The organism is Collinsella aerofaciens (genome assembly GCF_020709435.1).
Taxonomy (GTDB): Bacteria; Actinomycetota; Coriobacteriia; order Coriobacteriales; family Coriobacteriaceae; genus Collinsella; species Collinsella aerofaciens_AU.
Genome location: NZ_JAJFDP010000027.1, coordinates 1 through 12301 on the forward strand (window position 1 = coordinate 1; position 12301 = coordinate 12301).

Here is a 12301-nt window from a genome sequence, read left to right on the forward strand (position 1 = left end):
TTGAACGTCAGATTGTCCAAATGCGGCCCGCGCAGCGTCGAGCCGTTACGCGGTTCGTAGAACCGCGTAACTAGTTAGTACATCTTTGCGCCGGCGGGGATGGAGGCGTCGAGCTGGATCAGGTTGAGGCGCTCCTCACCATCCTCCTCGTGGATGGCACTGATGAGCATGCCGCAGCTGGGGATGCCCATCATCTTGCGCGGAGGCAGGTTGGTGATGGCGAGCAAGGTCTTGCCGACCAGGTCCTCGGGCTCGTAATAAGCGTGAATACCGGAGAGGATGGTACGGTCGGTGCCGGTGCCGTCGTCGAGCGTAAAGTTCAGCAGCTTCTTGGACTTCTTGACGGCCTCGCATGCCTTGACCTTCACGGCGCGGAAGTCGCTCTTGGAGAAGGTATCGAAGTCGACGAACTCCTCGAACAGCGGCTCAACGGCGATCTTGGAGTAATCGAGCGTGGGCTTAAGCGACTTAACGAACGGGCTCGCGGCGTTGCCGGCCTCGGCAGCCTTGGCGGCAGCGGCACCGGACTGGAAACCCTTCTCGGGCTTCATGTGCGGGAACAGCAGCACGTCGCGGATAGAAGCCTGGTTGGTGAGCAGCATGACCACGCGGTCGATACCAATGCCAATGCCGCCCGCGGGAGGCATACCGTACTCGAGGGCGCGCACGTAGTCCTCGTCGTACTCCATGGCCTCGTCGTCACCGCCGGCCTTCTCGGCCATCTGGGCGGCAAAGCGCTCGGCCTGGTCGACCGGGTCGTTGAGCTCGGAGAACGCGTTGGCGTACTCGTGACCGGCAATAACCAGCTCAAAGCGGTGCGTCAGGCGCGGGTCGTCCTCAAAACGCTTGGCAAGCGGGCTGACCTCGATGGGGTAATCGCACACGAACGTCGGGTTGACGATGGTGTCCTCGCCCAGCTCATCGTAAATCTCGGCGATGATCTTGCCAGCAGTCCACTCGGGCTTGATCTCCAGGCCCTTCTCGCGCGCGGCGGCAGCAAGCTCCTCGACCGGCGTGTCGATGGTGACCTGCTTGCCGAGCACGTCGGAGACGATGTCGGTCATGGGACGGCTGGCCCACTCACCAGAAAGGTCGATGGTCTGGCCCTGGTACTCGATGACCTCGGGGTTGCCGATGGCCTTGTTGGCAGCCTTGATGACACCTTGGGCGAGTGCCTTCATGCCCTCGAGGTCGGAGAAGGCACGGTAGGCCTCCATCGTGGTGAACTCGGGGTTGTGGGTAAGGTCCATGCCCTCGTTACGGAAGATGCGACCGATCTCGAACACGCGCTCAAAACCACCGACGATGCAGCGCTTGAGGTGCAGCTCGGTGGCAATACGCAGGTAGCACTCCTGATCGAGCGCGTTGAAATGCGTGATGAACGGCTTAGCCGTAGCGCCGCCCTGGATGGTCTGCAAGATGGGGGTCTCGACCTCCATGTAGCCGTCGGACTCCATAAAGCGACGGAAGGTGGAGAGAATCTGCGAGCGCTTGCGGAAGGTCTCGCGAACGTCGTCGTTGGCGATCAGGTCGACATAGCGTTGGCGATAGCGGGTCTCCTTGTCGGAAAGACCGTGGAACTTCTCGGGCAGCGGACGAACGGCCTTGGCAAGCAGGGTCGTGCTCTTAGGGGCAACGGAAAGCTGGCCGCGCTGGGTGCGAACGACCACGCCGGTCACGCCCAGGATGTCGCCCAGGTCGAGGGCCTTGAGCGTATTCCAGGCAGCCTCGTCCATGTCGTTGATGCGGCAGAACAGCTGAATCTCGGCAGTCGCATCGCGCACGACGATGAACATGATCTTGCCCTGACCGCGCTTGGCGACCACACGGCCGGCGATCTTCACGACGTCCTCGGTGTCCTCGCCATCGGCAAGATCGGCGTACTTAGTCTCGATATCGGCGACGTAGTCCTCAAGCTCAGAGTGCTCGGGATAGGGGTTCTGGCCCGCCTCGAACAGGGCGGCGCGCTTGGCCAGGCGGGTGGCGCGCTCGTCGTTGAGCGTCGATGCCTGATCGGCGGCGTTCTGGTTCTCTGCCATAAGTTAGCTCCTCAAACTAAAACGCTCCCCAGGATTCGGTCCCAGGGAGCGAAAACATACCTTTACGCGGGACCGTGGTCTAGCGTGCGATCTTGGCGATGGTGTAGACGCGAGTCTTGCCGGAAGGCGTAACGACCTCGACGGAGTCGCCCTCGCCGTGACCGATGATGGCGTGGCCGACCGGAGACTCGTTGGAGATCTTGTGCACGAGCGAGTTGGTCTCGGTGGTACCGACGAGCGTGACTTCCATGACCTCGCCGTTGGGATCAATCAGCGAAACGGTGGAACCGATGGAGACGGTCAGGTCGCCCGTGGTGGCAGCAACCTGAGCGTTGGCGAGGATGGCCTGGATCTCGGCAATACGAGCGGCGTTCTGGGCCTGCTTGTCCTTAGCGGCGTCGTACTCGGAGTTCTCCGAAAGGTCGCCGAACGCGCGGGCTTCCTTGATGTCCTCGACGATCTCCTTGGCGTAATCGCCCTCACGCCAAGCGAGCTCCTCGACGAGCTTCTGGCGGCCCTCAGCGGTCAGTACGATCTGGCTTGCGTCCATACGGATATCTCCCCAACTCTGATCAAACAATCAACTGTCAACAAAACGAAAAAGACCGGCTAGCCTGCGGGCAAGCCGGTCAGGTGCTCACCCCAAAGGGATGGGACTACTCTGCGTCCGCGTCGCTGTCCTCTGCCTGCTTCTTCTTGGCAGCAGCGAGCTTGGCCTCGAGCTCAGCGATCTCCTTGTCCTCCTCGGACTGCTCGACCACGACCTCCTCGGCCTGCTTGGTCTCGGCCTTATCGTCGCCCTCCATACCCTCACGGATATTCTTGACGGTAGAGCCGAGGGACTTGCCGAGCTTCGGCAGGTTCTTGGGCCCGAAGATAATCAGGACAACGACGAGAATAATGATGAGCTCAGGAGCCCTCAGTCCAAACATGTAGACCTCCACAATACAGCGAGACAAGCTCGAATGAGTATACCGCGGGTATCGCGGTATCACAACACTAGCTAAAAAAAGGGACCGCAAGAAGCGGTCCCTCCTCATGCTCTGGTCGGGTTGACTGGATTTGAACCAGCGACCCCTGCGTCCCGAACGCAGTGCTCTACCAAACTGAGCCACAACCCGTTAGCTCGACTATAGTAACAAAGATTTTCGCCGCGTGCTAGAGAAATTTTTATTTCTTTGGCGCGTCGATTTGAACCGTGTTGGGAATAAGCTCTGTCGCGCAGGCCCACCAGCCATTTTGCTGGGCAGCATCGGCAAGCCTTTCGGCCGTGGCAGCGGTGTCGCAAATGGCAAACGAGCAGGCACCCGATCCGCACACATCTACAGCAACGGTTCCGTCCTGTTTACGCAGCCAGTCGAGGACCGTTTGAATCTGCGACTCCATCTGTGCGGAAATGACACCAAGGTTGTTATGGATGAGTGCATATGCCGTCTCGGCATCACCAGCACGCAAGGCAGAAGCTATCGCGCCGGGCTTGTCCGCAGGCACCGAGGCCTCGTCAAAACGTCGATAGGCTTCAATTGTCGAAACACTTGCCTCGCGCGGCTTGACCAGCACGACGGGCGTCGCGGGCAGCGCGGGGTACTCAGTTGCCAGCACGTCTCCCCCACCTACGTAGAACGCAGGACTCGCGTGCAAAAAGAACGGGACGTCAGCACCGATGCCTCGCGCAATGTCGTCGAGCGCTGGGTCGGTGCGATCAATGCCCCAGAGCTCCGCCAAGGCGACAATGACCGCGGCCGCATCCGTCGAGGGGCCGCCCAAGCCGGCGCACAATGGGATGCGCTTCTCAATCGTCACGCAGATGTTTGCCTCGCGACCATAATGCTCGGCCATAGCAACCGCAGCCCGATACGCCGTATTCTTTTGCATGGGAAAATCTGATGCCGGAACCGTCTGGACGGTCAGCGCCTGCGCCGGCGTGACCGTCACGGTATCGGAAAGACCGACGGCCGCCATCAGGGAATCGACCCTGTGGTAGCCGCGGTCATCGCGCTCGGTATGAACCCCCAGGTAGAGGTTAATCTTTGCCGGCGCGGAAAGAGTCAGGGACCGATCGGTCACCGTTAATGCTCCTCGAGCTGATTGCCGAGCGGGGTAAAGATATGCTCGCCGCTCTCGGGGTCGAACAGCTCGACCTGACCGGTGAGGACATCGATATACTGGTAGGACTGACGCGACTTGCGACCGCGACGCTCGTCGACCTCGACGATAAAGACGGCGGGGTGGACGCTCTTGATGGTGCCCATGCGCTCGACAACGCGGGTGCGGCCCATGTTGGCCTTCACCTTGACGCGATCGCCCACCATATCGGTCAGCTTCTCGTGGATGTCGTCGACGTGATTGACTTCCATCTCTTCCATGAACAGGGCCTCCAGAAGGTGCAATTCAAAAAGGGGATAATACCCCTAAGATAGACAAAACTCTAATACTATAGCACCCTGTTGTGGCCATACGCAAGTAGCTAAATAATCCCCATCCCAAATACGTACCAGACGACAATCTCGCATGATCAGTTGTTACGCGGTTTGGTAAAACCGCGTAACCTAAAGGTTGTCGGTGTCCAGGACGATGGTGAATGGGCCATCGTTGACCAGGTCGACCTTCATGTCGGCGCCAAAGATACCGTGCGCCACATGCTCAACGTCCTCGCGCACAAGCGTCAAGAAGTACTCGTAGAGCTCGTTGGCGACATCGGGGGCGCCGGCATCCGTAAACGATGGGCGGCGACCGTGGCGGCAATCGGCGAACAGCGTGAACTGCGACACCACGAGCACCTCGCCGTCGACATCGGCAAGCGCCAAGTTGGTCTTGCCGTTCTCGTCCTCGTTGATACGCAGCCCGCGGAGCTTGCCCCACAGCTTGTCGGCCTCGGCACGCGTATCGCCATGGCCCACACCAAGCAGCACCAGGTAGCCGCGTCCAATGCGACCCACGCACTCGCCGTCGACCGTCACGCCGGCGTTGAGCACGCGCTGCACCACCGCACGCACGGCCTACTCCTCGCCCGTCAGTTTGGCGGATAGGTGCTCGAGCGCATGGAATCGATGGCTGATGGCGTTCTTCTCGTCCGCCGTCAGCTCGGCCATGGTCTTGCCCGGCGTGTCGACCGGCAGGAACAGCGGGTCGTAGCCAAAGCCGTGATCGCCGCGGCCCTCGTGCGCGATAACGCCCTCGCAGGCGCCCTCACCATAGGTGACCAGACCATCCGTGTCGATGAGCGCGACGACGCTCATAAAGCGCGCGGTGCGATCCTCGTCTGCCACGCCTTCCAAGTTAACGAGCAGCTTGGCGTTGTTGGCGGCATCGTCGCCGTGAACGCCCGCGTAGCGCGCGCTATACACACCGGGCTCACCGTCCAGCGCGTCGACGACCAAGCCCGAATCATCGGCAATGGCCATAAGGCCCGTCTCCTCGACCGCAGCCTGCGCCTTGATGATGGCGTTCTCCAAAAACGTCGTGCCGTTTTCCTCGGGGTCCTCAAAATCGCCCAGCTGGCCGAGCGCCACAAAGCGCACCTCGGGCATGACCTTGCCCAAAATGGCCTCGATCTCGGTGAGCTTATGGGCGTTGCCCGTTGCCACGACGATGGTCGCCGCCGGGTCGAGGGTGTCGATGTCAATCTTCTCAAGTGCCATGACTGGCCTCCTTGTCTCTATATCAATACCGCGCCGAGGGCAACGAGGGACTCCGCCTCTCCCCTCTCAATCAACGGCAGTCTTGTGTCCAGACGTCTCCACAGGTAAAACCTACCAAAATAAACCTGTCCCTTTTTGGCAGATTAGGCGATGGCTTGGCGCTGAAGCTCGATGAGCTCGGCGATACCTTTGTCGCCCAGGTCGAGCAGGGCGTTGAGGCGCTTACGGTCGAAGGGCGCCTGCTCGCCGGTGCCCTGGAGCTCGATCATCTCACCGGTGTCGGTGGCGACGAGGTTCATGTCGACCTCGGCATGGCTGTCCTCGGAATAATCCAAGTCGAGCAGAGTGTTGCCGTCGACAACGCCCATGGAGATGGCAGCCACCTGGCCGATAAGCGGGATGCGCTCGATCTTGCCCGCCTCGACCCACATGGCGAGGGCGTCGTGCAGCGCCACCCAGGCGCCGGTGATGCTCGCTGTACGCGTGCCGCCATCGGCCTGAATCACATCGCAGTCGACGGTGACGGTGTACTCGCCGAGCGCCTTCATGTTGACGACGGTACGCAGGCTGCGGCCAATGAGGCGCTCGATCTCCATGGAGCGGCCCTTGCGGTTGGCGTGCTCGCGCTTGCAGCGCTTGCCGGTCGACGCCGGCAGCATGGCGTATTCCGCGGTCACCCAGCCGGCCTTAGCTCCCTTTCGCCAGCCCGGCACGCCCTCCTCGATAGTGGCGGCGCACAGCACGCGCGTGTCACCGAACTCGGCCAGACACGAGCCGTGAGCGTGCTTCATGACGCCACGGGTGAGCTTAACGGGGCGCAACTCGTTGGCGGCGCGACCGTTGGCGCGGTTGACCTGCATGTACTCCATAGAAATTTCCTTTCGGCAAAAGATGTGGCGAAGGCTCTGGCAGCTGCCTTACATCTATTTCAGCTCATCGATATCGATATGTTCGATGCTCTTGAGCGGCTGACCAAAGATAAAGCTGCCCGCCACCGCAAACTCGGCAATGTTATCGGCCGTCGTGGCAAAACGATGCTGCGGCTCGGCGGCGTCGCCCGCCAGCTGCTCGCGGCGCGTGAGGATATCGGTCAGCTCGCGCGTGGTCTCCTCGGCGGAACTCACGACGCGCACCTCAGGCCCCAGCGCATGGCGGATAGGTCCCACCAACAGCGGAAAATGCGTACAGCCGAGCACCACGGTATCGATGCCGTGGTCGCGCAGCGGCTCAACCGTGGCACCCACCAGCGCACGCACGGCAGGCGTATCGAAGATGTCCTCGTTCTCAAGCCACTGTTCCTGCAGATGTGCACCCGAGGCGAGCTCGTGTTCGACAACCTCGACAAAGCTCGAGGCTGGACAGCCGTATACATCGACGCCGGCATCTAGATCCTGAATGGCGCGCGTGTAGGCGCCCGAGCGAATGGTGAGGTTGGTGGCGAGCACGCCCACGCGACGCGTACGCGTGCTGTTGATTGCCGCACGGGCACCCGGCGCGATCACGCCGATCACGGGAACGTCGAGCACCTGCTGGGCCAGACGCAAGGCCGCAGCGGTCGCCGTGTTGCAGGCGATGACCATGATCTTGACGTCGTGCTTCGACAGCCAACGGCCCGCCTGCAACGCAAACGAGCGCACCTCATCCTCGGTGCGGGTGCCGTAGGGGCAGCGCTTGGTGTCGCCAAAGTAGTAGACGGACTCGTGCGGCAGCGCCGTCGCAATCGCGCGCGCAACCGTCAGACCGCCCAAACCAGAATCGAACACGCCAATCGGGCGCGTGTCGCCTGCCGGATTCTCGATATCGGACATTACCTCACCAGTCTCTCTCGAAAAGACATGTCCAAGTGCGGCGACGCCGCGCTACGAACGCGCCGCGACCAGCAGCTCTGCCGTCGCCGCCCAACCGTCGACAATTTTGCCGCGCGTAACGAAAGCGTTCTCGCAAGCAGCCAGGAACTCGGGCGCGCCGGCGCTCGTCAGGCCATTCTCGACCAGACAGAACGTGCCCACGTGATCGGCCATGTAGAAGTCGGACTCGGAATCGCCGAGCGCCAACGTCTCCTCGCGCTCGATCCCCAGGTGCTCGCAGAAGCGCGCAATGGCGACGCCTTTGTTGAGGCCCGCGGGGTTGATGTTGAAGGCGCGACCGTCCTCGACGCGATCGAGCTCGAGCGTCGTCGGCTTGGACAGATGAGTCAGATGGCCGTTGCAAGCCCAGATCAGACCGCAGCCGGCCTCGTCCAGGATGGCCTGGACCTCATCGTCGGGCACATTGCCGCGCATGCCGACGGTGACCTCACGGTATTTGTAGCCGGTCGACATGTCGTTGTGGTACTCGATCTTGTGCGGCCAGCGGGCAAGGATCTTCTCGCACACGCCGGTCTGCTCGATCACCTGGTGCGGCGTGAGGCCGCAGGCGGGGTCGTAAGGCATGTCACCGGTCAGATACTCCCAATCGTTGGCTTTGAGGTCGTACATAACCAGACCGCCCATCTCACCAATGTAGGAGTTGAGGCCGAGCACGCGCGCGTCCTCGTGGATCATGGTACGGTTGCGGCCCGAGGTGGGAACCACCTGAATACCAGCGCGAGCGAGCGCCACGACGGCCTCGACGAGTTTGGTCGAGGGGTTGCCGTCGTTGTCGCGCAGCACGCACGAGCCGGGTGCGAGCATCGTGGCATCCAGGTCGGTAAAGACGTACTTGACCTTGGCCAAACGCTCGCGCATCTCGCCCGAAAGCTCGGCAACGGTCGGCAGGGTGTTGTGGGACATGGTTACTCCGTTTACGTAGAAGGGTTTGGACTTGGACGGCATGTTTTGATTGAGGGAACACGCTTATGGCGACAGCGCACTCAGGGCGCCGCCGCCATCATGGTTCATTAGTCAAACTGGGTAACATCGATTAGGCGATTGGCCAGCGAAAGGTCGCTCTCGACGGGCACGAACTCGTCGCCCACGTGCATGAGCTCCTCGTCACCCTTTGCCAGCAGCAAGACAATGGTGGGAGCATCGGGGTTGACGTACTCCTCGCGCGCCGCCTTGAACGCCGCATGCACGGCGGCTTCGCGGTCGAGGATGATCTTGTTCGGCGTATCGTCGGGAACATGCTCGGCAAGCTCGCGACAGACCTTCATCGGGTCTTCGTGAGCTGGATCCTCGTTGGCAAAGATCATCAGGTCGGAATACGGTGCGGCCTCACGCGGAAGCTGCTCGCGGCGCTCCTGCGCCTTGCCGCCGGCAGCACCAAACACTGCGATGACCGGGCTAGCGGGAAACGCGCGCTTGACCGACGAGAAAAGCGAACGGAACGAAAGCTGGTTGTGCGCATAGTCGACAACGCAGATCACGCGGCCGTCCTTCGACTCCACGACCTCCATACGGCCCGGCACACGCAGTTTGGAGAGGCCCTTCTTGATGGCATCGATACCGATGCCGATCTCGCGCGCAGCGGCGATAGCGACCAGCGCGTTCTCCACGTTAAAGTCTCCCGCGATACCCAGCAGGATCTTCTCCCCCGCCTCGGACTCGTCGGCACACAGGCCATGCAAGTTGAACTCGATGCTAAAGCCGACCATGCGTACGTCGCTCGCCCACAGGCTTGCCTCGGGATGCTCGACGCCAACGGTCACCAAGCGCTCGGCCGTCGACGCTGCCTCCAGCACACGGTCGGCCTCTTCGGTGCCCAGATTCACCACGGCGGTCTTTGCCTGGTCAAAGATCCTGAGTTTGCTCTCAAAATAATCCTCAAACGTGGGGTGTTCAATCGGCGAGATGTGGTCGCGGCCGATGTTGAGGAAGCACGCCACGTCAAACGGCAGATTCTCGACGCGTTGGTACTTGAGCGCCTGGCTCGAGACCTCCATGACCATGGACTGGCGACCGGACGTGCGGCAGTTGGCGATATGGCGCCAGACCTCGGGGGCCTCGGGCGTAGTATTGGTGCTCTCATAGCACTCGATGCCATCGTCGGTACTCACCGAGCCGATCATGCCGCAGGACTCGCCCGCCGCTTTGATAATCGACTGGAGCATAAAAGCGGCCGTGGTCTTTCCCTTGGTACCGGTGATGCCCACGATCTTAACGTCGTGGTCGGGGCGGTTGTAGACCTCCGGCGGCAACAGGGCCATGGCCGTGCGGACGCTATCCACGACCAGCATCGCCGCGCCGCTCTCCTGCGCCAGCGGCTCCAGAGACTCGACCAGTGACTCCTCGCACACAAATGCGACGGCGCCCGCATCGAGCGCCATGCTCAAAAACACGGGCTTAAAGGCAGCACCTTTGCAGAAGAACACGTCACCTGCCGAGACCGTGCGCGAATCAAACGAGCAGCCGGTCACGGCACGCTCGTCAACCTGCTCTGATGCGCGCAGCTCGCCGCACACATCGAGAAGCTTGGCAAGCGTATCGACCGTGGTCACGGTCGCGGAATCCGAATGGTGCATCTTTCACCTTTCTCAGCCATTTGGCAGGGACGGTTTTATAGTAACTGAAACGCACCCACGCAAAAACGGCTCCCGGAGGAGCCGTTACGCGCAGGCGTTCGTCAGCCGAGGCTAGGCAGCCTGAACAGCGGGCTGGTCCTCGTCGATAAAGAAGCGCTTGTACCACACTAGGAACACGAGCGGCGTATAGATCTTGCGCTGGAAATCGCCCTTGCCCGCAAAGTGCAGATCGAGCAGGTGCATGAGCTCGTCGGTATTGAAGAACTCGCTTGCCCACGGCGCGGTGAAGTACTCCTTGACATAGTCGTACCACTTTTGCTCGCGCAGCCAGTAGACAATCGGCACCGGGAAGCCCACCTTGGGACGGGTGGCCCACTCATCGGGCAGCGACTTGTTGGCAGCGTGGCGGAGTACCTGCTTGTTGCCGTTCTCGTTGATGCGGTAGCGATCGGGAATGTGCTCGGCGAACTCCATGACTTTGCGGTCCAGGAAGGGCACGCGCAGCTCCAGCGAGTGCGCCATGCACATCTTGTCGGCCTTGAGCAGAATGTCGCCCGGGAGCCACATGTTCATGTCCAGGTACTGCTTCTTGACCAGTTCGGGCTGACCCTTCACGCGTGCGTAGATGGGTGCAGCGAGCTCAAAGGCGCCATCGCCGGTGTTGTACTCGGGCTTGAGCACGCCGTCGACCTCGCGCTCCGGCCATACCAGAGCCTGTCCCAGGAACGACTTCTCGGGGATCTCGGCACCCTTGACCAGGAAGTTATGTCCCTTGAAGTACGGCATATGCAGCGCCAGGTTACCGAGCGCGCGACGGATGGGCAGCGGCACCATCTTTTTGTACTTGCGCACCGGGACCGTGTCCTCGTAGTAGGCGTAGCCGCCAAAGAGCTCGTCGGCGCCTTCGCCCGAAAGCACGACGGTAACGTCCTTGCGGGCCATCTCGGCCAAGAACCACAGCGGCACGGAAGACAGGTTGGACTGCGGCTCGTCCATGTGATACTGGATGTCCTCGAGCGCACCGAAGAACTCGTCGGCGGTAATCATCTTGCGAACGTTCTCGACGCCGAGCTTATCGGAAAGTTCCTTGGCGTAGTTGGTCTCGTTGAAGTTCTTGTAGTCAAAGCCCACCGAGAAGGTCTTGTCGGGCATGAGGCAAGCGGCGATGTAGCTGGAGTCGACGCCACCGGAGAGGAACGACGCGACCTTGACGTCGGCGATGCGATGGGCCTCGACACTCTCGTGCACGACCTCGTCCAGCTCATCGACATACTCTTCGAACGGCTTCTCGACGGCAGAGTAATCGCAATCCCAGTAGCGCTCGATGTTCATCTTGCCGGTCGGGATATCGACGGTAAAGTAGTGCGCCGGCGGCAGCTTGTAGACACCCTCGAAGAAGGTCTCCTCAGTCGCCGAATACTGCAGCGTCATGTACGGACGCAGAGCCTTTTTGTTGACCGCCTTGTGGAAGTGCGGGTAGTCCAGGAAGCTCTTGATCTCGGAACCAAAGAGCACGCCCGGAGCGCCGTCGCCCGCATCGGCCATGGGATAGTAGTAGAGCGGCTTGATGCCAAAGATGTCGCGGGCGCCAAAAAGCTTGTTCTTCTTTTTGTCCCAGATGACGAAGGCGTACATACCGCGCAGACGATCGAGTACGGCCTCGCCCCACTCCTCGTAGCCGTGCAGGAGGCTCTCGGTGTCGGCGCCGCAGTGGAACTTGTAGCCCTTGGCCTCGAGCTCGGAACGGAGTTCTTGGAAGTTGTAGATCTCGCCGTTGAAGACAATGACGACGCTGCCGTCCTCATTGGCCATGGGCTGAGCGCCGGCCTCGGTCAGGTCGAGGATCGACAGGCGGCGGAAGCCCAGGGCAACGCGGCCGTCGATAAACTGACCGCCCATGTCGGGACCGCGATGGACGATGCGGTCCATCATCTTGGTGAGCACCTCGGATTGGTTATCCGTCCCACCGACAAAACCGACAAAACCGCACATATACTATCCCCTCTGCTGTTGCTGGGCATCAAATCGAATCAGTAGCTTTTGAGTATACCCGAGGGCGTAAAGAGGGGCGGAATGTTCAGGCAATCTCAACTGAATCAGCTCCGCTGTGACACGCTGTGACACGCGGGTTGATTTCCGATCTCAGCCGAACACATTGAGCAAATAGGCCATTCCCGCAG

Annotated in this window: 12 protein-coding genes and 1 tRNA gene; all 13 read right to left on the bottom strand. The window is 61.1% G+C overall.

The genetic code is table 11. From position 1 onward, the window contains the following. Positions 1-74 precede the first annotated feature (74 nt). The 13 genes from lysS to asnB all read right to left on the bottom strand — a co-directional run bounded on the left by lysS (position 75) and on the right by asnB (position 12113). Positions 75-2039 (bottom strand): lysine--tRNA ligase, encoded by a 1965-nt coding sequence (lysS, locus tag LK493_RS09700; RefSeq protein WP_227790883.1) that lies wholly within the window; start codon positions 2037-2039, stop codon positions 75-77. Between the two features lie 79 nt (positions 2040-2118). After that, on the bottom strand, positions 2119-2589 hold the full coding sequence (gene greA / locus LK493_RS09705; RefSeq protein WP_227790884.1) for a transcription elongation factor GreA: 471 nt from the start codon (positions 2587-2589) through the stop codon (positions 2119-2121). Between the two features lie 106 nt (positions 2590-2695). Continuing rightward, a complete protein-coding gene (gene tatA, locus LK493_RS09710; protein ID WP_022094895.1) occupies positions 2696-2971 on the bottom strand; it encodes a twin-arginine translocase TatA/TatE family subunit in 276 nt (91 codons plus the stop codon). 112 nt (positions 2972-3083) lie between these two features. Beyond that, positions 3084-3160 (bottom strand) — tRNA-Pro (locus LK493_RS09715). 49 nt (positions 3161-3209) lie between these two features. Beyond that, positions 3210-4106 (bottom strand): 4-(cytidine 5'-diphospho)-2-C-methyl-D-erythritol kinase, encoded by an 897-nt coding sequence (gene ispE / locus LK493_RS09720; protein WP_227790885.1) that lies wholly within the window; start codon positions 4104-4106, stop codon positions 3210-3212. A 2-nt stretch (positions 4107-4108) separates the two neighbouring features. Next, the gene (locus tag LK493_RS09725) at positions 4109-4405 is read right to left on the bottom strand and encodes a Veg family protein (protein ID WP_006234957.1); all 297 of its coding nucleotides are present in this window, start codon (positions 4403-4405) and stop codon (positions 4109-4111) included. Between the two features lie 183 nt (positions 4406-4588). Continuing rightward, positions 4589-5035: a D-aminoacyl-tRNA deacylase gene (gene dtd / locus LK493_RS09730; RefSeq protein ID WP_022094897.1), complete on the bottom strand. Its 447-nt coding sequence runs from the start codon at positions 5033-5035 to the stop codon at positions 4589-4591. A gap of 3 nt (positions 5036-5038) precedes the next feature. After that, positions 5039-5680 carry an RdgB/HAM1 family non-canonical purine NTP pyrophosphatase gene (gene rdgB / locus LK493_RS09735; protein ID WP_022094898.1) on the bottom strand — a complete coding sequence of 214 codons (642 nt, stop codon included), beginning with the start codon at positions 5678-5680 and terminating at the stop codon, positions 5039-5041. Positions 5681-5823: 143 nt separating this feature from the next. Beyond that, a complete protein-coding gene (gene rph / locus LK493_RS09740; RefSeq protein WP_195232425.1) occupies positions 5824-6549 on the bottom strand; it encodes a ribonuclease PH in 726 nt (241 codons plus the stop codon). Between the two features lie 54 nt (positions 6550-6603). Beyond that, the gene (murI, locus tag LK493_RS09745) at positions 6604-7488 is read right to left on the bottom strand and encodes a glutamate racemase (RefSeq protein WP_227790886.1); all 885 of its coding nucleotides are present in this window, start codon (positions 7486-7488) and stop codon (positions 6604-6606) included. A gap of 51 nt (positions 7489-7539) precedes the next feature. Further along, complete coding sequence (locus LK493_RS09750; protein ID WP_227790887.1) at positions 7540-8451, bottom strand: HAD family hydrolase; 912 nt, start codon at positions 8449-8451, stop codon at positions 7540-7542. A gap of 107 nt (positions 8452-8558) precedes the next feature. Further along, positions 8559-10121: a Mur ligase family protein gene (locus LK493_RS09755; RefSeq protein ID WP_227790888.1), complete on the bottom strand. Its 1563-nt coding sequence runs from the start codon at positions 10119-10121 to the stop codon at positions 8559-8561. 111 nt (positions 10122-10232) lie between these two features. After that, positions 10233-12113 carry an asparagine synthase (glutamine-hydrolyzing) gene (gene asnB / locus LK493_RS09760; protein WP_117745773.1) on the bottom strand — a complete coding sequence of 627 codons (1881 nt, stop codon included), beginning with the start codon at positions 12111-12113 and terminating at the stop codon, positions 10233-10235. Positions 12114-12301: the final 188 nt, after the last annotated feature.